This window comes from Methylobacterium radiodurans (genome assembly GCF_003173735.1).
In the GTDB taxonomy this organism is placed as follows: domain Bacteria; phylum Pseudomonadota; class Alphaproteobacteria; order Rhizobiales; family Beijerinckiaceae; genus Methylobacterium; species Methylobacterium radiodurans.
This window is the reverse complement of the sequence record NZ_CP029551.1, coordinates 4,844,169-4,863,673: the sequence shown is the minus strand read 5'-3', so window position 1 is coordinate 4,863,673 and position 19,505 is coordinate 4,844,169. Positions and strand designations below refer to the sequence as shown.

14 protein-coding genes are annotated in these 19,505 nt (G+C 72.9%); 8 read left to right on the top strand and 6 right to left on the bottom strand.

All coding sequences use genetic code 11. The features are described 5' to 3' along the window. The first annotated feature begins 137 nt into the window (after positions 1 to 137). The 7 genes from DK427_RS22820 (at position 138) to DK427_RS22790 (ending at position 9,013) form a co-directional block, all read left to right on the top strand. Positions 138 to 1,421 carry a polysaccharide biosynthesis/export family protein gene (locus DK427_RS22820; RefSeq protein WP_109953380.1) on the top strand — a complete coding sequence of 428 codons (1,284 nt, stop codon included), beginning with the start codon at positions 138 to 140 and terminating at the stop codon, positions 1,419 to 1,421. A 104-nt stretch (positions 1,422 to 1,525) separates the two neighbouring features. Then, entirely contained in the window at positions 1,526 to 2,935 is a 1,410-nt protein-coding gene (locus DK427_RS22815; protein WP_109953379.1) for a mannose-1-phosphate guanylyltransferase/mannose-6-phosphate isomerase, read from the top strand. Positions 2,936 to 3,076: 141 nt separating this feature from the next. After that, complete coding sequence (locus tag DK427_RS22810; protein ID WP_109953378.1) at positions 3,077 to 4,327, top strand: glycosyltransferase family 4 protein; 1,251 nt, start codon at positions 3,077 to 3,079, stop codon at positions 4,325 to 4,327. Positions 4,328 to 4,564: 237 nt separating this feature from the next. Next, positions 4,565 to 5,293: a Crp/Fnr family transcriptional regulator gene (locus DK427_RS22805; protein ID WP_109953377.1), complete on the top strand. Its 729-nt coding sequence runs from the start codon at positions 4,565 to 4,567 to the stop codon at positions 5,291 to 5,293. 101 nt (positions 5,294 to 5,394) lie between these two features. Further along, positions 5,395 to 6,381, top strand: a complete 987-nt coding sequence (locus DK427_RS22800) for an NAD-dependent epimerase/dehydratase family protein (protein ID WP_109953376.1) — start codon at positions 5,395 to 5,397, stop codon at positions 6,379 to 6,381. A gap of 63 nt (positions 6,382 to 6,444) precedes the next feature. Continuing rightward, positions 6,445 to 7,665 carry a glycosyltransferase gene (locus DK427_RS22795; RefSeq protein WP_109953375.1) on the top strand — a complete coding sequence of 407 codons (1,221 nt, stop codon included), beginning with the start codon at positions 6,445 to 6,447 and terminating at the stop codon, positions 7,663 to 7,665. 19 nt (positions 7,666 to 7,684) lie between these two features. Then, entirely contained in the window at positions 7,685 to 9,013 is a 1,329-nt protein-coding gene (locus DK427_RS22790; RefSeq protein ID WP_162559878.1) for an O-antigen ligase family protein, read from the top strand. 394 nt (positions 9,014 to 9,407) lie between these two features. Here the strand turns inward: DK427_RS22790 and DK427_RS22785 are convergent, their stop codons facing one another. The 6 genes from DK427_RS22785 to DK427_RS27435 all read right to left on the bottom strand — a co-directional run bounded on the left by DK427_RS22785 (position 9,408) and on the right by DK427_RS27435 (position 17,915). Next, positions 9,408 to 10,724: a lipopolysaccharide biosynthesis protein gene (locus tag DK427_RS22785; RefSeq protein WP_109953373.1), complete on the bottom strand. Its 1,317-nt coding sequence runs from the start codon at positions 10,722 to 10,724 to the stop codon at positions 9,408 to 9,410. Positions 10,725 to 11,052: 328 nt separating this feature from the next. Then, the gene (locus DK427_RS22780; RefSeq protein ID WP_109953372.1) at positions 11,053 to 13,305 is read right to left on the bottom strand and encodes an NAD-dependent epimerase/dehydratase family protein; all 2,253 of its coding nucleotides are present in this window, start codon (positions 13,303 to 13,305) and stop codon (positions 11,053 to 11,055) included. Positions 13,306 to 13,359: 54 nt separating this feature from the next. Continuing rightward, on the bottom strand, positions 13,360 to 14,376 hold the full coding sequence (locus DK427_RS22775) for an NAD-dependent epimerase/dehydratase family protein (RefSeq protein WP_109953371.1): 1,017 nt from the start codon (positions 14,374 to 14,376) through the stop codon (positions 13,360 to 13,362). 47 nt (positions 14,377 to 14,423) lie between these two features. Then, positions 14,424 to 16,718, bottom strand: coding sequence for a GumC family protein (locus DK427_RS22770; RefSeq protein WP_109953370.1), 2,295 nt, complete (start codon positions 16,716 to 16,718; stop codon positions 14,424 to 14,426). A gap of 171 nt (positions 16,719 to 16,889) precedes the next feature. Continuing rightward, entirely contained in the window at positions 16,890 to 17,789 is a 900-nt protein-coding gene (locus tag DK427_RS22765; protein ID WP_109953369.1) for a DMT family transporter, read from the bottom strand. Positions 17,790 to 17,792: 3 nt separating this feature from the next. Beyond that, a complete protein-coding gene (locus DK427_RS27435; protein WP_281276966.1) occupies positions 17,793 to 17,915 on the bottom strand; it encodes a hypothetical protein in 123 nt (40 codons plus the stop codon). Positions 17,916 to 18,048: 133 nt separating this feature from the next. Between DK427_RS27435 and DK427_RS22760 the strand changes: the two genes are divergently transcribed. Then, entirely contained in the window at positions 18,049 to 19,458 is a 1,410-nt protein-coding gene (locus tag DK427_RS22760) for an aminotransferase-like domain-containing protein (protein WP_425452494.1), read from the top strand. Positions 19,459 to 19,505: the final 47 nt, after the last annotated feature.

The window sequence follows — 19,505 nt, the reverse complement described above, 5'->3', positions numbered from 1 at the left end:
TCCTCGTCCGAAGGGCGCGGGCACCGCCAGAGGAGCGCCGACTAGGATCCGCCTCGGCTCGGACCTGCCGGGCCCGGCCCGTCGCCCAGCCCGTCGCGACGGCGGGCCGTAGCCGCGGGCCAGGAGAGCTGAGGCGCATGATCCGCACGGCCAGCCGACACCGTTCCATCTCGCCCAGGCGCCGCGCACGGGTGGGGCTCGCGCTCCTCCTCGCCCTCGGGCTGGGGCTGCCCGCCGCCGCGCAGGACGCGAGCTACCGGCTCGGGCCGGGGGACCGGATCAACTTCTCGGTCTACGGGCAGACGGAGCTGACGGGCGATTACACGGTGGGCGGCGGCGGCAACCTCTTCCTACCGCTGATCGGCGAGGTCGCGGTGGGCGGCCTGACCCTGCCGGAGGCGCAGGGACGGGTGGTCGCGCGGCTGGCCGACGGCTTCCTGCAGCAGCCCGTCGTGACCCTGCGGGTCAGCGAGATGCGGCCCTTCTACGTGCTCGGCGACGTGCGCGCGCCGGGCAGCTTCCCGTTCCGCTACGGCGCCTCGGTGCTGAGCGGCATCGCACTGGCGGGCGGCTTCGCCGAGCCGCAGCAGGTGCAGCTCGGCCAGCGCACCGATTTCCTGGCCGCCGACGAGCGGGTGCGGGTGCTGGAGGCCAACCGCCGGCTTCTCACCGTGCGCCGCGCCCGCCTGGAGGCGCAGCGCCGCGACAAGGACGCGTTCGAGCCCCCGCCCGGCACGGACACCGATCCGCGGATGGCCGCCGCGCTCGCGGAGGAGCGCGAGATCCTGAAGGGCCAGCGCGCCGCGCTCGATCAGTCGCTCGACCTCCTGCGCGCGCAGAAGCCGCGGCTCGAGAGCGAGATCACCGGCGTCCAGGCCCAGCGCGCCTCCGAGGAGACGCAGCTGCGCCTGATCCAGGCGCATATGGAGGATTACGAGAAGCTGATGGCGAGTGGACTGGCCCGGCGCTACCAGGGCATCGAGTTCGCCCGCGAGGAGGCGCGCAACAAAGCCGCCATCGCGCGTCTCGGCGCCGACCTCGCCCGGCTCGACCTCGCCATCGGCGACCTCGCGCTGCGCATCCAAGAGACGGTCGAGGCCTATCGCCGCCGGGTCATGTCCGACCTGCAGGACGTGACCACCCGGCTCAACGAGATCGAGACCCAGTTGCCGAGCGCCCGGGAGATCCGCGAGGCGCGGCTCCAGGCCGGCGGCGCGCTCGGCACCCAGGCGCAGGGCAGCCTCGCCCGCAAGGTCTTCATCACCCGCGGCCGGGACGGCACCCCGGAGACCTTCGAAGCCGACGAGCGCGCAGCATTGATGCCGGGCGACATCGTCGAGGTGCGGCGCGAGCTGCCGGCCCGCGCGGGCCAGGCGGGTCTGGAGCCCGCCGGCCAGGTCGCCGCCGCCGAGACGCGCTGAGACGCGCTGAGACGCGCCGAAGCGCACCGAGCCTCAGGCGTGATCCGCACCCAGGGGCGAGACCCAACGCATCATCGAACACCAGGGATCATCGGAGAGGCACCATGACCGAGATCAGGCCGCTCATCCTCTGCGGCGGCAACGGCACCCGGCTCTGGCCGGTCTCGCGCGCGGCGCTGCCGAAGCAGTTCGCCGTGCTGATCGGCGAGCGCTCGACCTTCCAGCAGTGCGTGCTGCGGGTGGCGCGGCCGGGCTACACGCTGCGCCCGCTCGTCGTCACGAACGCGCTGCACCGCTACCTCGTAGAGGAGCAGCTCGCCGAAATCGGCGTCGAGGCCGACATCCTGATCGAGCCGGAGGGGCGGGATTCCGGGCCCGCGATCCTGGCCGGCGCCCACGAGATCGCCCGCGAGGATCCGGACATGCCGGTCCTCGTGCTCGCCTCCGACCAGGCGATCCAGGGCGACGCCCTGTTCCACGAGGCGGTGCGGCAGGGGCTCGCGGCCGTGGAGGCCGGGCACCTCGTGACCTTCGGGGTGATGCCGACGCACCCGGCCACCGCCTACGGCTACATCCAGGGCGGCCCCGAGATCGCTGGGGGCGCCCGCTCCGTCCTGCGCTTCGCCGAGAAGCCCGAGGGCATGCTCGCCGCCCGCTACGTCCGGGAGGGCTACCTCTGGAACGCCGGCAACTTCCTGTTCCGCGCGGGCGCCCTGATCGGCGAGTACGAGCGGCACGATCCGGCGACCTGTGCGGCGGTCGCGGCGGCGGTCGCGGAGGCTCGGCGCGAGATCGGTACGACGACCCTGGAGCCCGAATCATTCGGGCGCGCCCGCGCGCAGTCCATCGACTACGCGGTCTTCGAGCACACGCGGCTCGCCGCGGTGGTGCCGCTTCCCTGCGGCTGGTCGGATGTCGGAAGCTGGGAGGCGCTCTGGAGCCTCGGCGAGAGCGATCCGGACGGCAACGTCGCCCGGGGCCCGACCGAGCTGCACGACGCCCGCGGCTGCTACGTGGCGAGCGACGGCCCGCTCACCGCGGTGCTGGGGCTTCAGGACGTGGTTGTGGTGTCGAGTGGCGACGCGATCCTGGTGGCCGACAGGCGCCGCACCGGCGAGGTCAAGGAGATCGTCGCCTCCCTGCGCGGCCGCGGGCGGGCGGAGGCGGAGCAGCACCCGCGCGTCAACCGGCCCTGGGGCTGGTACGAGGTGATCGAGGCGGGCGCGAGCTTCCAGGTCAAGCGCATCTGTGTGCGCCCGAGCGGTCGCCTCTCGCTCCAGAAGCACCGGCACCGGGCCGAGCACTGGGTCGTGGTGGCGGGCCACGCCCGCGTCACGGTCGGCGACGCGGTGCACGAACTCGGGCCGAACCAGCACGCCCACATCCCCCTGGGGGCCGTCCACCGTCTCGAGAACTTCGGCAACACCCCGGTCGAGATCATCGAGGTGCAGCACGGCAGCTATCTCGGCGAGGACGACATCGTGCGCATCGAGGACGTCTACGCGCGGGTGTGAGGAGCCCTCCGCGAACGCCCCGGACGGGATTCGCACGATCAGGTCGGCGGGCGCGGTTCCGCCTCTCCCAGCCCGCGGGGAGAGGCGGAACCGCACCCGCCGAATGCCCAAGTAACGACCTCCAACACGAGGAAACACCCGATGATCCGCGTCCTCTCGGCGATCGTGGTGCCGCCGCACATGTCTGTCAGCGGGGGAGCCCGGGCGGGGGAGATGCTGAGCGCGGCGCTCCACGCACATTGCCGGATCGACGTCGCCAGCATGATGGGGAGTCCGGAGGATCCCGGTCCCTGCGGGCGCCTCGCCGTCCGCACGCATCTGCCGCCGGGCCTGCCCTGGTCGCGCCTGCCCAACCGCTACCGCTCCCTGTTCTACCGCTCGGACATTCCCGGGCGGGTGCGCGGCTACGATCTGGTGCACCTGCACAACCCGATGCCGTCGCTCGAGATGGCCCGCATCGCCCGCGCGGCCCGCAGGGCCGGCGTGCCCTACGTCATCTCGACCCACGGCTTCAACGAGGTCGCCAACGGCGGCAGCATCTACGGGTTCGGGCCGGCGCGGCGGGCGCTGTGGCGCGGCCTCGTCCACGGACCGGTCGCCGAGGCCGTGCGGGGCGCCGCCGGGATCCTCGCCCTGTCGCCGGCCGATTTCGACATCGTGCGCGCCATGGGGTTCCGCGACGGCCTCATGGAGGTGGTGCCGAACGGCGTCGCGGTGCCGGAGCCCGCTGATCCCGGCGAGGACGCGATTCTGCTCGCCCGCTTCGCCCTGCCGGCACCGGACCCGGCGGGGCCCCTGACCCTGATGTTCCTGGCCAACCATACGCCCAACAAGGGTCTGCCGGTGCTGCTCAGGAGCCTGCAGGCTCTCAGGCGGCCGGTCCAGCTCATCGTCGGCGGCGAGACGCGGCCCGAGATCGACTACGCGGGCCTGCTCGGGGCGCTCGCCCCGGACCAGCGCGTCGTCGTGACCGGCCGGCTCTCGGACGCGGAGGTGGGAGCGCTGATGCGCCGGGCGGACCTCTTCGTCTTCCCGACACTCGCCGACACCCTGCCGCTGGTGGTGTTCGAGGCGATGGCGCAGGGGGTGCCGGTCCTCGCCTCGGCGGTCGGCGGGATCCCCTACCAGATCGATCCGAGCTGCGGGCAGCTCGTGCCGCCGGGCGATCCCGCCGCGCTCGCCGCGGCGGTCGAGCGCCTCGGGCAGGACCGCTCACGGCTGCGCCGGATGGGCCTTGAGGCCCGCGCGCGAGTGGCCACCGGCTTCACCTGGGCGGCGGCGGCGTCCAAGGCCCACGAGGCCTATGGCCGCGTCCTTGCCGCATCCGAGCGGGCGACGGAACACCAAGTGCCGCCGATCGCGCCGGCCCGAAGCACGGCGGCCGGCCGCTAGAGCGCGCAGGATCGGGGCCCGGGCGGCTCCCAGCTACGTCCTGATGCGTATCCGCGCCTCGCGGACAAGGTCGCGCGATCCCGTGTTTCGCGTCCTTCTGAAGATAGTGGACTAATCCGTACGTATGGATCTTTTTTAGATGCAAAGGTGCGCGACGACATGAGATGCTTTCACATCCATTCGACCGAATGCTCGATTGTTGTGCATTCGGCTCGCATCTGACCTGGAGGGCCGACGATGAACACGCCGACCTTGCCCACGCAGGCGCCCGCCGTGCAGAATCGGCTTCTGCGCGCCCTGCCCGGCGAGGTGTTGACCCTGATGCTCCCGCAACTGGAGGAGGTCCCGCTCGCGACCGGCGAGCGGGTCGTCACCGCGGGCGAGCCGATCCCCTACGCGTGGTTCTTCGAGGGCGGGCTCGCCTCGGTGATGCTGCACACGACCGAGCGCGGCTCCTACGAGACGCTGGTGGTCGGACGCGACGGGATGGTGAGCACGGCCCTGGTGCTCGGCGTCGAGCACATGCCGGTCGATGTCGAGGTGCGCGTGCCCGGCACCGCCCTGCGGATGGGGGCGGGGGCGCTGCGGCAGATGATGGCCCAGAGCGGGGTCCTGCGCGAGGTCCTGATGCGCTACGTTCAGGTGGCGATGCTCTGGATGGGCCAGATGGCCCTCTCGAACCGGCGCCACCGCATCGAGGAGCGCCTCGCCCATTGGCTGCTTCTGGCGACGGACCGCATCGACGGCAACGAGATCGTGATGACCCACGAGGCGCTGGCCCAGGTGCTCGGCACCCACCGGCCCGGCATCACGGTGGCGCTGCACGAGCTGGAACGAGCCGAGATGATCGCGACGCGCCGCGGCCAGATCACGGTCATCGACCGGACACGGCTGATCCGGGCGGCCGGCGAGAGCTACGGCCTCGCCGAGGCCGAGTACAAACGCCTAATTGGGCCGTTCGCCTGAAGCGCGCCGCTCTTTCGGCGTAGTTCGCAAGCCGAATGGAAAGTACATCGGAGATCATGCCAGTAATTACCTGCCTTCGTCACAGGTAAGGACTGACCAAGATGATCCCCGTCCTCGTAACTGGAGCCGGCGGCTTTATCGGCCACCATCTCGTGAAGTATCTCGTCGGCCGGGGCTACTGGGTCCGCGGCGCGGATCTCAAGCTCCCCGAATACGAGCCCACCGCCGCCCACGAGTTCCTGCAATGCGACCTGCGCCTGCACGACGCCTGCCAGCGGGCGAGCCAGGGCATGGAGCAGGTCTACCATCTCGCCGCAGACATGGGCGGCATCGGCTTCATCAGCGGGTCGCACGCCGAGATCACGCTGAACAACACCCTGATCAGCGCGCACATGGCCAAGGCCGCGGCCGACAACAGGGTGAAGCGCTTCCTGTTCTCGTCCTCGGCCTGCGTCTACCCGATGCACCTCCAGACCTCGCCGGACGTCACACCGCTCTCCGAGGACGTCGCTTGGCCGGCCCAGCCCGAGGAGGGCTACGGGCTGGAGAAGATCTACATGGAGAAGCTGTGCCAGTACATGACCGAGGATTGGGGCCTCTCGACCCGGGTCGTGCGCTTCCACAACGTCTACGGGCCGCTCGGCACCTATGACGGCGGCCGCGAGAAAGCGCCGGCCGCGATCTGCCGCAAGGTCGCGCTCTGCCCGGACGGCGGCACGATCGAGGTCTGGGGCGACGGTCTCCAAACCCGCTCGTTCATGTATGTCGACGACTGCGTCGAAGGCCTCTACCGGCTGATGCAGTCCGACTACACGGCGCCGCTCAACCTCGGCACCGACGAGATGATCAGCATCAACGATCTGGTCGACATCACCGCCGCGGTGGCGGGCAAGCGGATAGCCAAGCGCCACGACGTCTCGAAGCCGCAAGGGGTGCGGGGCCGCAACAGCGACAACGCGCTGATCCGGCAGGTGCTGGGCTGGGAGCCCGCCACCACGATCCGCGCCGGGCTTGAGCCGACCTACCGCTGGATCGAGGCCGAACTCGCCGCCGGACGCGGTGACCGCCTGCCGGACGCCGCCGAGTAGGGCGCGCCGCCTCAGCCCTTCCCCCGCGCGGGGGAGGGGATCCCTCCAGCGACCGAGCGTGCGATGACCGATCAGACCGGGGTGCTGCCGCGCCTCGACATCCGCCACCTCGTGGTCGAGGAGGCCGAGCAGTCCCGGATGAACGGCGTGCATCTCGTGGCGAACCGGCTCGCCCGCGAGCAGATGCGCCTCGGCCAGACGGTGCGCGTCGTCGTGCTTCACCCGCCGGGCAAGGCCGTCGACCAAGCGGTCTGGGACGCCCCCGTCCAGGCGCTGCCGCTGGAGGGCCGCGGCCTCTTCGGCCACCTCGTGCAGCCGGGACCGCGCCTCGTCGCCGGACTCGTCGCCGGAGCGGGGCCGAACACGCTGGTGCACGTGCACTGCGCCCGCCGGCCGCTGCTGCTCGCGATCGGGCGGGAACTCGCGCGCCGCGGCATCCGCTACGTGGTCACGGTCCACGGCCGCTACGCCCACGTCGCCGACGCGGAGATGCGCCGGGCGCACCGCTCGACCAGCCTCTACCTCGCGATGTTCGAGCGCCGGATCCTGGAGCGGGCCTGGTTCGTCCACGCGCTGACGGAGCAGGAGGCGGACGCGATCCGGCAGATCGCGCCCCGCGCGCGCATCGCGATCGTGGCAAACGCGGCCTACTCGAGCGCCTTCGACGTGAGCCCGCCTCCGCCGGACCGGGCCTTTCCCTCGCCGGACTTCCCCCTCTTCGGGTTCTGCGGTCGCTACGCTGCCCACCACAAGGGGCTCGACCTGGCGGTCGAGGGCCTCGCGGCCCATCGGGCAATGGGCGGGCGCGGACGCCTCGCGCTCGTCGGCAACGGGGCGACGGGGGAGGAGGGCGCCGCCCTGCGGGCGCTCGCGGCCCGCGCCGGCATCGGGTCCGCGGTCTCGGTGGGCGGCCCCGTCTTCGGCTCCGAGAAGGACCGAGCCTTACGCGGCTGGGACTTCTTCGTGCAGGTCTCGCGCTTCGACGGGTTGCCGATCGGCGTCGTGGAGGCGGCACTCCTCGGCCTGCCGCTGATCGTCTCGACAGCGACCGGGCTCGGCGACCTCGTCGAGCGCCACGGCGCCGGCTTCGTCGTGCGCGACCTCTCGCCCGCCGGCGTCGCGCAGGCGCTCGGCCGGGCGGCGGATCTCGCGCCCGATGCCTGGGTGCGGATGTCGCGCGCCGCCCACGCGATGGCGCTGGTCACGGGTGATTGGGCCCGCTCGGCCGACGCGCTCCAGCACCTCTACGCGGCCGGCGAGGCCGATCTCAGGCTCGCGGGCTGATCCGGCCGGGGAGGATGCCATGCAGGCGCGCGCCGTCACCATGCCCGCGGCAGCGCGGGACCCGAACGACCTCTACCTGCGGTGCCTCGCCTGCGCGCTCGTCGGCTACGCGGTCTTCGGCAAGGGCTTCGCGGTGCTGGGCGTCGCGCCGCTCTACGTCGGCGAGTTGACCCTCGGCCTCGGCCTCCTCGCGCTGATGCGGACGCGCTGCTGGTTCGCGATGCTGGCCACGCCCACGAGCCTGCTGCTAGCCGTGCTGATCGTCTGGGTGCTGGTCCGGACGGTGCCGTTCATCGGCGCCTACGGCGTGGACGCGGTGCGCGACAGCGTGATCGTCGTCTACGGGCTGTTCGCCTTCGTGGTGGTCGCGCTGCTGCTCGAGAAGCCCGCGCGCCTCGGCTGGATCCTAAGGGCGTATGCGGGTTTCGCCTTCCTGTACGGGCTGATCGGCGGGTTCCTGTTCGCCACCACGGTCACGATGGCCGACAGCCTCCGCATCCCCGGCACGCAGATCCAGTTGCCCTACGTGCGGGCGGGCGAGGCGGCGTTCCACCTCGGCGGTGCGGCTGTCTTCGTGCTGCTCGGCCTCCGCCGCGTGAACGCGCTCTGGTGCTTCGTCCTGTGCATCAACATGGCCGTGGTGACGGTGAGCCGGGCCGCGACGCTCGCCTGCCTCGTGCCGATCCTGCTCGGGGTCGTGCTGGGACGGCAATTCCGGCGCTTCGCGCCGGCCGCCCTGATCGGGCTCTCGCTCCTGGCGGGGGCCGCGCTGGCGGACCTGCGCGTGATGATGCCGGGCGACCGGGAGGTCGGCGCCATGCAGATCGTCGAGGGCATCAGCAGCGTCTTCGGCGCCAGCGAGGCGGCTAATTTCGAGGGCACCAAGGAGTTCCGCCTGCGCTGGTGGCGCACGATCCGGGACTACACCCTGCACGGCCCCTATTTCTGGAGCGGCAAGGGCTTCGGGGTGAACCTCGCGATGGAGGACGGCTACCATCACTTCGTCACCCAGGAGGCGACGCTGCGCAGCCCTCACAACGGCCACATGACGGTGCTGGCGCGGGCGGGTGTGCCGGGCCTCGCGCTCTGGATCGCGCTGCTCGGCGCGTGGTTCGGCATGCTCCTGCACAGCCTGCTGCTGGCGCGGCAAGCCGGCCACGGACGCTGGGCTGCGGTCTTCGTCTGGATCACCTGCTACGGCGCCGGTATCCTGGTGAACGCCTCTTTCGACGTGGCGCTGGAAGGACCGATGTCGGGGATCTGGTTCTGGTCCGTGGTCGGACTCGGGATCGGGGCCAGCATGATCTACCGGGCGGGCCTCGTGGACGCGATCGGCGATCCGGCCTGACGGTCTCGCCGGGGGCAGGCCCTCGCGTGTTCAATTCAGACGAACACGCGTCGACGCCAGCTTTCCCCCCCTTTGCGGGCAGGCCCGTCGCGTATGGCGATTGGGCAGGATCGTCGATCGGGCAACGCGGATCCCGCACGGGGCGCGGGTCCCCTCTCTTGTAGGGAGAGGGCGGGGTGAGGTGTCTGACGTAACCGAGAAGGGTTGGCGCTGAGCGCGCCTCGATGGCGTGCTCAATCCTGCACCGTCTGTGCCCCCATCCCAGCCCCGCTCTGTATGGACAGAGGGCGCCGTGCGGTTCGGCGCTGGTCCATAACCGTTGGCTGTCAGCGGCGACCGCCCCGCCTCCGCTGGCGGAGGCCCGGGACAGCTTTGTGAATGCCTCGGATCGGCCTCACTCCGCCGCCACCGGCCTCGGCGGGTCGGCGGCGATGAGGCGGCGCAGCAGGAGTTGGGAAAGGAGTAGCCGCACGAGGCTCGCAAGGACCAGGGCCGCGCAGGCGCCATTGAGCCCGAGCCACAGCGTGAGCGGCGCGGCGGCGGCGAAGGTCGCGAGGGTGCCGGCGGCGTTCACCACGAGGGCTTGGCGCGCGGCCTCCACGCCGTGAAAGTAGGAGCACACCATGTCGGTGGCGTAGGCGGCGATCGCGGCGATCGCCAGCAGACGCACCGGCCCGGCCAATCCGAGATACGGCGAGGCCGGCCCGTAGACGAGGCGCAGCACCGGCTCCGGCGCCGCGAACAGCACGCAGAAGAACAGGAGGGCCACCGGCGCGCCGGAGAGCGCGAAGGGCCGGGCCGCGCGCCAAGCCTCCTCCTTGCCCCGGGCATGGGCCCGCGCGGCGGTCTGCGGGATGATGTTGCACAGCCCGATCACCAGCGGGTTCATCAGGTTCACGAGGTTATGGCTCGCCTGGAGCTGGGCCGTCAGTGCCGCACCCGAGAGCGCGGCGAGTAGCCAGAACAGCACCTGGCCGCGGAGCGTGCCCAGCATGTTGTTGGCGAGGGACCAGCTGCCCAGGCGCCAGAAATCGCCGAGGATCGCGTGCAGGCGCGGCGCGGGCCCCGTGCGTGATCCGAGCCCGGCGTGCCCGGCCTGGAGCAGGGCGCCGAGCCCGGAGGTGAGCGCCATCGCGCAGAGCGCGCTGGCGAGCGTCAGATGCCCGCTCCACCCGAGCCAAAGCACGAGCGCCACCTGTCCCAGATAGCTCACCGCGTCGCCGGGAATCGCCGCGGCGAAGCGCAGCTCGGCGAAGAGGTAGCGCCGGAATGCCTCCTGGATCTGCCAGAGCAGGAAATAAGCGAGGGCGGGCAGGGCCAGATCGGCCCGGCCGGCGGCGAGCGCCGCGAGCGCGAGCAGCGCCCCGGCCGGCAGGAAGAGCAGGCCGAGGAGGTCGAGGCTCGCCCGCATCAGGCCGGCGCTCTCCTGCGGCCCGACCGCGCCGGCCCGGACCGAGAGCGGGTAGAACACCAGCGAGGACGTGACCATGTGCAGGATCATCAGCCCGCCGAGCAACAGGGCGAAAATCCCGTACTCCGCGGGCGGGAGCGCGCGCGCCAGCAGAATCGTCAGCCCGAAGGTGCCGACGCTGGCGATGCCCTGGTCGATCAGCGGCAGGGCGAGGCGCGCGGCATGGCCGCCGATCCGGCGCCCGAGGGCGCCTCCGTCCCGAGGCGCCGCGGCTGAGCCTGGCTTCCACGACCACCGCATGGTCTCGTCCTGAAGGTTCGGTAGGGCTGGATCCCGGGGGCCACGTGGCATCGGGGATGACGATTCCGGTCATACGGGTCGAAAGAGCACGCGCTCCCCCTCTCCCCGCCAGGCGGGGGGAGGGCTCCGGCGACCTCGTCATCGCCGGAGCGAGCCGGCAGGCGAGGGTGAGGGCGCTTGAACAGAGAAGCCTCTTTCCGAGCCGCCCCCTCACCCTCGCTAACGCTCGGCTCGCCCCCGACGAGGGGGGCCTCGCCCCTCTCCCCGCGTGCGGGGAGAGGGGGATGCACGGTCTCGGCGGTGATCGGCCGGACGCCGCCCGCGTGCGTCAGCGCGCGTCCGCGACCGGCGTTCCCACCGGCGCGGCGGGCGGCGCGGAGGTTCCCCGCGCGCGCCGGGCGGCCCGCACGAGGTCGGCATAGGCCCAGACGAGGTAGGGCTTCGTCTCGCGCATCCCGTCCGCGAAGGCGAAGCGCGGCGCGTAGCCGAGCATCCGGCGCGCCTTGCCGATCTCGGCGGTCGCCCGCGTGGTGTAGAGGGCGGCCTTCTGCGGGTCCGGCACGATGAGCGCGCCGAAGACCGGGCCGCCGCCGCCGAAATAGTAGCGGTCGACCAGCGCCCGCAGGGGCTTCGGCAGGGCGTCGAGGCCCGCCTGGAGGGCCGAGCGGGCCGGGGGCCAGCGCACGATGATCTGGACGATGCGCTTGGGGTTGCGCAGGACGAGCTTCACGTCGCGCACGAAGCCCTGGTTCTGCTTCGAGACCTCGGCCAGCGGCCACGATGTCGGACCTGGCACGCCGAGCGCGCGGGCGAACTCGCCGAAGAACGTGCCCCAGCTCACCGTGTCGGGTCCCGACAGGATGAAGCGCTCGCCGACCGCCGCGTCCCGCGTGGCGGCGAGCAGCATGCCGTCCACGAGGTCGTCCACGAACACCGCGCTGCAGCGGCCTGCGCCGCCGTCCGGCAGCACCACCTCGCCATGGATCAGCTCCTCGGCCGGGGCGTTCGTCCAGGGCTTGCAGAAGGGGCCGTAGACGATGGTCGGCTGCACCACGGTCGCGGGAACGCGCCCATCGCGGGCCGCGGCGAGCATCTGGCCCTCGATGTCGAGCTTGTCCTTCACGTAGATCCAGGCGCGATCGCCGTCGCGTGTCTCCTCGGTGAGCGGCGTCGGCGGGAAGGGCTCGTAGACCGAGAAGGTGCTGACATGGACGAGCCGGCGCACCTTGGCCTCGGCGGCGGCCTCGATGAGCACGCGCGCGCCCTCGAGATTCTGCCGCCGCGAGCGCGGATCGTAGGCGCAGTGGAACACCGTGTCGGCGCCGGCAAGCGCCGCGCCGATCGCGGCGGGGTCGGTCAGATCCGCCTTGACCAGCCGTACGGGCAGGCGGGCGAGGCGCGTGGCGCTGCCGATCTCGCGGATGATGCAGGTGACGTCGACCCCGGCCCGCAGCAGCCACTCGACCAGCCGGCCGCCGATGAAGCCGCTGGCCCCCGTCACCACCGCGCGGGCACCGGGCGGCAGACCGTCGGCGAGCGCCGCGTGGGCGGCGTCCCAGGGCTGCTCCAGCGGCTCGCGCAGGGCGTAGCAGCGCTCGATCCGCCGCACCGAGGCGAGGCCCTCGGCCCCGCCGACCGCCGGGGGGCGGCCCTGCGCGACCGCGTCGCGGAAATCGCGCATCTCGGCGTCGAAGAGGGCGGGGAAGAGCTGCGGCTTCATCGTGGTCCCGCTCACGCCCGCATGGGTGAAGGCCAGCGCGTTGGGAGAACCCGCCACCACCTCGTTGCGGTAGAGCGCGACCTCGACATGGCCGTGCGTTCCCTCGATCCGGGCGGTGTTGGCGAGGTTGCGGGTCCGGCTCAGCTCGACCCGGACCTCGCCGCCGCCGTCGAGCGCGAACTCGGCCACGCAATCGGCCTCGACGCCGCTGGCGCCGTCGTCGCGGTAGCGCACCGGCTCCATCGTGCCGAGCCAGTGGCCCAGGATGTCGAGGGTGTGGGCGCCCGTGTCCATCAGCACGCCGCCGCCCGAGAGGTCGCGGCGGAGCAGCGCGTCCGAACTCGTGGCCCAGTTGAAGACGAAGCCCTCGCGTGCGTCGACCCGCCGGATCGTGCCGATCGTGCCGGACGCGATGAGCGCCCTGGTCCAGTCCGCGATCGCGAGGTTGCGCCGCAGCAGGCCGACCGCGAGGACGAGGCCCAGCCGCCCGGCGGCCGCGATCATCGCCTCGCCCTCCGCGCCGGTCGTGGCGAGCGGCTTCTCCATGAAGACGTGCTTGCCGGCCTCCAGCAGGGCCAGCCCGATCGGGCCGTGGGTGGTGTGCGGCGTCGCCACCAGCGCTGCGTCGAAGCGGTCGGCGACGTCCCGCCAGTCGGCGGCCGTGACGATGTCGGCTCGGCGCCGCCCGGCGCGGCCCGCCAGCAGGGCGAGCCGCTCGGGCGAGCGGTCAATCAGGACGCTCGGAGCCCAGCCCTGGCGCTTCAGCGCGGGCAGGAGGTGATGGTCCACCACGGCGCCGCAGCCGATGATGGCGAGGCGGGCACCGGGGTTGGCGACGGGCGTGGAAAAAGGCGTGGACATGGTCGTTCTGGACCTTCCGGTGTCGTCGGGGAGAGGGAATCCGCGGGGTGTCGCTCAGGAGGCGGGCCGCAGCATCTCGGCGGGCGGGCTCACCTCCGCGGAGCGGGGCGCCGGGGCGGGCCGGTACTTCGCGGTCAGGTGGTGCGGCAGATCGGGCCGCTCCCAGAGGTCGGCGAGCGCGGTGTCGATCGTGTGCCGGGGACGCCAGCCGAATAGCTCGCGGATGCGCCCGATGTCGGCGGCGAGCACCGGCCGGTCGACGGCGCGCAGCCGGGCCGGGTCTGTCTCGACCGTGAAATCCGCCCCGCCAATCCGGCGCAGGCGCGCCAGGATCTCACCCACCGCGTAGGCCTGGCCCGTGCCGAGATTGACCGTGACGGTCTCGCCGGGGGCCACCGCGCCCGCGAGCGCCGCCGCCCGGAAGCCGCGGGCCGCGTCGTCCACGTGGATGTAGTCCCGCCGCGCCGTGAGGTTGCCGAGGCTGATCCGCCTGTGGCCCGCGAGGAGCTGTGCCAGAATCTCGGGCAGGAGGTGCGGGTTCGTCTCCCCCGGCCCGATCACGTTGAACAGCCGCACCACCACCGCCGCAAGGCCGCGCTGGCGCGCCATGTGGCGGACGTAGTGCTCGCCGTGGAGCTTGGTGAAGCCGTAGATGTCGCTGGGCTGGATCGGGGAGGTGTCCTCCCGGTGGGCCCGAGCCTCCGGCGCGTAGACCGCGCCGCTGCTCGCGAAGACGAAGCGGCAGCCGGGCGGGCAGGCGGCGAGGAGGTTCACCGTGCCGGCGACGTTGGTGCGCGCGGCAAGCACCGGATCCTGGTCGCATTCCGGGATATAGTGGATCGCCGCCAGGTGGATCACCGCCTCCGGCACGAAGGTCCGCATCACCGCCTCGACCTGCTTGGGATCGGTGATGTCGGCCTGGATCATGAGGAGGCGGGCGAGTTCCTCCGGCGGAAAGCGCGGCGGCCCGTAGCGCATCGCGTCGAGCACGCAGACCTCGTGCCCGTCCGCGAGCATCCGCGTCAGCGGCCGGCCGACGAATCCGTTGCCGCCGATCACCATGATCCTCATCGGGGTCGCTCCTTGGGTTGCGGAAGGTCAGCCGCGCTGGGCCGGGCTCAGGGCGCGGGGGCGGGCGCGGCGGGCTTGGGATCAAGCGACCTCGGCTCGGCGCGCTCGGTGGCGCCGGGATCGGCCTCGGCGGATCCGGGCTCGCCGGGGCGCGGCAGCCCGGCTCGCGCCGCCGCCGCGCCCGCCGGAGACTCGGCCGCGCGCGCAGCGCCCGCGCTCTCGAAGAAGCTCCGATACCGGTGGTAGTGAGAGCACGCGTCGGCGAAGGGCTCGTGCCGGTGCTGATCGAGATCGACCCGGGTCAGCACGAGGCCCCGCACCCGCACCGAGAGATCCTGGAGCCGCTGCAGGGTCGCCAGCACCGTCTTGCGCGGGGTCGAGGCCCAGCGCACCGCCAGGATCGCCGCGTCGGCGACGTGCGCGAGCGGCACGAAGTCGAGCACCAGCATCGCGGGCGGCGCCTCGATCAGCACGAGGTCGAAGGACGCGCGCGCGCCCTCCATGAAGGTCTCGAAGGCGGGCGAGAGGTAGAAGTCCTGCGCGGTCGCCCGGCCCCGCCCGTGCAGCAGTGTGACGGCGCGGTCCTGTGCGCGCGCCAGGAAGGCCGCCTGGTCGCCGAGCACGACGTCCTCCAGCGCCGGCATCCGGCTCGCCGGGCTGGCCGGCCGCGCGCCGGTCGCGTCGATCACGAGGATGCGGGTGCCGCGAGCTGCGAGCAGCTTGGCAAGGGCCATGCAGAGCAGCGACTTGCCCTCGTCCGGCACCGATGAGGTGACGAGCAGGACCCGCGGCGCGCCGGCGGCCCGGGGCCAGCCGAGCGAGGCGGCCACCATGCGGATCGCCTCGTCGAACATCCGCACCTCGCCCGCGCCCGAGGCGGTCGAGATGTCCGGCACCATGCCGAGGCAGCGCAGGGCCGTGTCCTCGGCAAGCTCGCCGCCGGAGCGGAACCCGGTGTCGCGCCGCCCCATCAGCAGGGCGTAGCCGACGCCGAGCGCCCCGGCGCCCGCCACCGCGAGGCCGATATAGAGGGCGCGCAGCGGGCCCGAGGGCGCGACCGGGCTCTGCGCCCGCATCACCACCTGGGCGGTCGAGGACTTCATCGCCGCGAGCGCCAGCGCCTGGGCGTGGGCGTCGCCGAGGGTCTTCAGGCGCTCGCGGATCGCGGTCGCGTTGGCCTGGAGTCCGCGCAGGCGCGCCTCCGCACCCATCGCCTCGATCACCTCGGCCTTCAGCCCCGCCACACGGGCGGCGACGGCCTCCTCCTCGCCTGCGGCCGTGCGGACCTCGCTCTTCAGATTGTCGACCGCTCGGTCGACCTCCTCGCGCAGGCGCTGCTCGGCATCTTCCAGCGCGGCCTTGGCCTGGAGGTAGCGCGGGTGGCGCGGCCCGGTGAGGAGCTGCGCGGCGACCTCGCGCTTGGCCGCCTCGACGTTCTCCAGCATGCGCTGGATCACCGGCGCGCCGGCCAGATCCTGGGCCGAGGGCACGCCGCCGGAGCGGAAGATCTCCTGCGCCCGGCCGAGGCGCGTCTCGGCGGCCGTGCGGGCCTGTCCCGCCGCGGCGAGCTGCACGCTGGCATCGCGCAGGGCCTGCTGGGGCAGGCTCACGCTCGCCGTGCCGCCCTCGACCAGGCCGGTGCGCTGCCGGAATCCCTCGATGGCCTTCTCGGCCGCCTCCAGGTCCGCGCGGCTCGCCGTGATCTGCCCGTCGAGCCAGGTGCCGGCGCGTTCGGCGTTGGCGACGCCCATCTCCAGGCGGTTGCTCAGGTAGGCGTCGACGAAGGCGTTCGCGATCCGGGCCGCGCGGGCGGGGTCGGTCGCCGTGTAGCCGACGGTGATCAGGTAGGACCGGCTGTCGTTGGTGACGGTGAGGCCGGAGGCGAGCGCCAAGGCGGCGCGCTCGGCGGCGGCGGGATCCGGACCGGCCGGCGCGTGGGCCCGCCAGAAGGCGAGGCGGTCGAGGAGGGCGCCGCCCCGGGATCCGAGCTCGTCCGCGAGGCCGAGATCCGCAACGACCCGGCGGGCGACCGCGCGCGAGCGGATCACCCGGGCCTCGCTCTCGACGATCGCGCCGGTATCGGGGGCGGCGGTCTGGCCGGCCTGGCCGACCGGCACCGAGACCGGGCGCCCGAGATCGACCTGCAGGATGGCCTCGGCGGTGTAGCGGTCGCGCAGGGTCAGGCAGACGGCGCCGGCCCCCACGAAGGCGAGGGCCAGCAGGATCCCGATCGCGCGGCGGCGCCGCCAGATCGCCGTGAGGATGCCGAGGTTGCGGGCCTCGTAATGCGCCTGCAGCGACAGGCTCCCGTTCCTGTTCGGCTGCTCCGGAACCCAGTTCATCCCGACCTCGCGCGCACGCCCGGCGCAGGGTCGGGTTCTGCCCGAGCGCTGCGCCGTCCGGCCCCAGATGCGGGGCCGGACGACGCGATAGGACCGTGCGCGAGCCGGTTTTGGGAGTTCCAATCCGGGATTAGCCCGATCGTACCGCAGTGCGGCGAGGAAGCTCGCGCCTCAGGCGAGGCGCCGCGCCCCCGCCGCGCAGGCCGCCACCGCGGCCGCGACGAGCGGCATCAGCGGGTCGATCGCCTCGCCGAGCACGAGCGCGGCGAGCGCCATCCCCAGGAAGGGCTGCAGCAGCTGCAGCTGGCCCGTCACCGCGATCCCGCCCCGCGCCAGAGCCCGGTACCAGAACACGAAGCCGACGAGCGAGCTGAGTGCCGCCACGTAGGCGAGCCCGGCCAGCGCGGCGGGCGTCACGGCTCGCGCATGCTCGGGGATCAGCCAGAGCGCAGCGGGCAGCGTCGCGGGCAGGGCCAGAACGGTCGCCCAGGCCACGACCTGCCAGCCGCCGAGGCGCCGGGCGAGGCGCGCGCCCTCGGCGTAGCCGAGACCGCAGACGAGGATCGCGGCGAGCATCAGCCCGTCGCCGAGGAGCGAGCCCGGCCCAGCCCCGCGCGCCGCGAAGGCGGCCGTGACCGCGCTGCCGAGGCCCGAGAGCAGCCAGAAGGCCCGGGACGGCCGCTCGCCCGCCCGCAACGCGCCGAAGATGGAAGTGGCGAGCGGCAAGAGGCCCACGAACACGCTCGCCCGCCCGGCCCCGATCTGGCCGAGCGCGAAGGCCGTGAAGAGCGGGAAGCCCAGCACCACGCCGAAGCTGACGACGGCGAGCGCCGCGAGGTCGGCACGGCGTGGGGTCGGCTGGCGGAGCGCGGCCAGCACCGCACCGGCCGCGAGCCCGGCCAGCGCCGCCCGGATGAGGGTGAGGGCGACCGGCTCGAAGGAGGCGAGCGCAAGGCGGGTCGCCGTGAGCGTCCCGCCGAAGATCGCGACGCCCACGAGCCCGTCGCGCAGTGCTCCGGCGGCCGGCACGGGCCGCGCCGAGACCGGCGCGGCGAGGATCGGGTTCGCCATGGCTCAGCCGAGCGGCCAGATCAGCGGCAGGGCGAGCCCGATCCCGCCGGCCACCAGCATCGCCAGATCCAGGAACTGCCGGCCGATCCGCTGGGCGTCGTGCCGGTCTCCGCTCGTCGCTCCCATCCTGTCCTCCTCGGGTTCAAAATCCTCGCCTTCGAGGGCTGGATGCAGCGATTCCGGGTTCCGCGACAGGGACGGGTTCGGTACGATCCGTCCAAACTGTCCGGTACGGCGGGCAGTACGATCGAGGATCGGGATGGCGTACGGAGCCCTGGAACCGGATCTCGCGCCGGGTCTCACCCGGGTCGAGGCCGTGATGGCGGCGATCGAGGCCCGCATCGGCGGGCGCCATCTCGCGCCGGGAGCCCGGCTGCCCTCCGTGCGCGCCTTCGCGGAGAGCCTGGGCGTCTCGAAATCGACCGTGGTCGAGGCCTACGACCGGTTGGCGGCGCAGGGCGCCATCGTCTCGCGGCCGGGCTCGGGCTTCTACGTGGCGGGGCGGCCCGAGCCCTTCTGCCTCGCCTCCGCGGGTCCCCGCCTCGACCGGGCGGTCGATCCGCTCTGGATCAGCCGGCAATCCTTCGAGACCTATCCGGACGTGCTGAAGCCCGGCTGCGGCTGGCTTCCGCCGGACTGGCTGCCCGAGGAGGCGCTGCGCCGGGCCCTACGCCGCGTCGCGCGCGAGGGCGGACCGGCGCTGACGGGGTACGACCAGCCGCACGGCCTGACGCCCCTGCGCGAGCACATCGCCCGCCGGATGGGGGAGCGCGGCATCGCGGCCCACCCGGACCAGATCGTCCTCACCGACTCGGCGACGCAGTCCCTCGACCTGCTCTGCCGCCTCCTGATCGAGCCGGGCGACACCGTGCTGGTGGACGATCCCTGCTACTTCAACTTCCAGGCCCTGCTGCGCGCGCAGCGGGTCAAGATGGTCGGCGTGCCCTTCGGGCCGCAGGGGCCGGACCTCGCGGCCTTCGAGGCGGCGCTCCGCACGCACCGACCGCGCTTCTACCTGACCAACTCGACGCTCCATAACCCGACGGGCGCCTCGCTCGGACCCGCGATCGTGCACCGGCTGCTGCGCTTGGCGGAGGCGCACGACACGCTGGTGGTGGAGGACGACATCTACGCCGATTTCGAGGTCGAGCCGGCCGCGCGGCTGGCGGGCTTCGACGGGCTGGAGCGGGTGATCCAGATCGGCGGCTTCTCGAAGACGCTCTCCTCCGCCAGCCGCATCGGCTACGTCGCGCTCCGGCAGGATTGGGTTGAGCGCTTCCTCGATCTGAAGACCGCCTTGACCCTCGGCAACCCGCACCTCGCCTCCACGATCGTGCACCGGGCGGTCACCGATGCCCGCTACCGCCACGACCTCGAGGCGATGCGCGCGCGGCTGGCGCAGGCGCGCGGGCGCGCGATCCGGCGGCTCGCCGCGCTCGGGATCACCGTGCCGTTCGTGCCGGGGGCCGGCATGTTCGTCTGGGCGCGCCTGCCGGACGGGCTCGACGCGGCCGAGGTCTCGCGCCGGGCGCTGGCCGAGCGGGTGGTGCTGGCACCCGGCAACGTCTTCAGCGTCGGCCAGGGCGCGAAGGACTATCTCCGCTTCAACGTCGCCCAGTGCACGGACCCGCGGGTGTTCGCGGTGCTGGAGCGGGCTATGGCGCGGTGAGATGTTGAGTTCAGTCTCCCGGAGGCGGAGTTCAGTGCGCTGAAGAC

Bases quoted from the DNA above. Each gene is read 5' to 3' on its own strand.
- DK427_RS22780 (WP_109953372.1), bottom strand. From the start codon at position 13,305: ATGTCCACGCCTTTTTCCACGCCCGTCGCCAACCCCGGTGCCCGCCTC.
- DK427_RS22800 (WP_109953376.1), top strand. From the start codon at position 5,395: ATGATCCCCGTCCTCGTAACTGGAGCCGGCGGCTTTATCGGCCACCAT.
- DK427_RS22775 (WP_109953371.1), bottom strand. From the start codon at position 14,376: ATGAGGATCATGGTGATCGGCGGCAACGGATTCGTCGGCCGGCCGCTG.
- DK427_RS22815 (WP_109953379.1), top strand. From the start codon at position 1,526: ATGACCGAGATCAGGCCGCTCATCCTCTGCGGCGGCAACGGCACCCGG.
- DK427_RS22810 (WP_109953378.1), top strand. From the start codon at position 3,077: ATGATCCGCGTCCTCTCGGCGATCGTGGTGCCGCCGCACATGTCTGTC.
- DK427_RS22785 (WP_109953373.1), bottom strand. From the start codon at position 10,724: ATGCGGTGGTCGTGGAAGCCAGGCTCAGCCGCGGCGCCTCGGGACGGA.
- DK427_RS22795 (WP_109953375.1), top strand. From the start codon at position 6,445: ATGACCGATCAGACCGGGGTGCTGCCGCGCCTCGACATCCGCCACCTC.
- DK427_RS22805 (WP_109953377.1), top strand. From the start codon at position 4,565: ATGAACACGCCGACCTTGCCCACGCAGGCGCCCGCCGTGCAGAATCGG.
- DK427_RS22765 (WP_109953369.1), bottom strand. From the start codon at position 17,789: ATGGCGAACCCGATCCTCGCCGCGCCGGTCTCGGCGCGGCCCGTGCCG.
- DK427_RS22820 (WP_109953380.1), top strand. From the start codon at position 138: ATGATCCGCACGGCCAGCCGACACCGTTCCATCTCGCCCAGGCGCCGC.
- DK427_RS27435 (WP_281276966.1), bottom strand. From the start codon at position 17,915: ATGGGAGCGACGAGCGGAGACCGGCACGACGCCCAGCGGATCGGCCGG.
- DK427_RS22790 (WP_162559878.1), top strand. From the start codon at position 7,685: ATGCAGGCGCGCGCCGTCACCATGCCCGCGGCAGCGCGGGACCCGAAC.
- DK427_RS22760 (WP_425452494.1), top strand. From the start codon at position 18,049: ATGGCGTACGGAGCCCTGGAACCGGATCTCGCGCCGGGTCTCACCCGG.
- DK427_RS22770 (WP_109953370.1), bottom strand. From the start codon at position 16,718: ATGAACTGGGTTCCGGAGCAGCCGAACAGGAACGGGAGCCTGTCGCTG.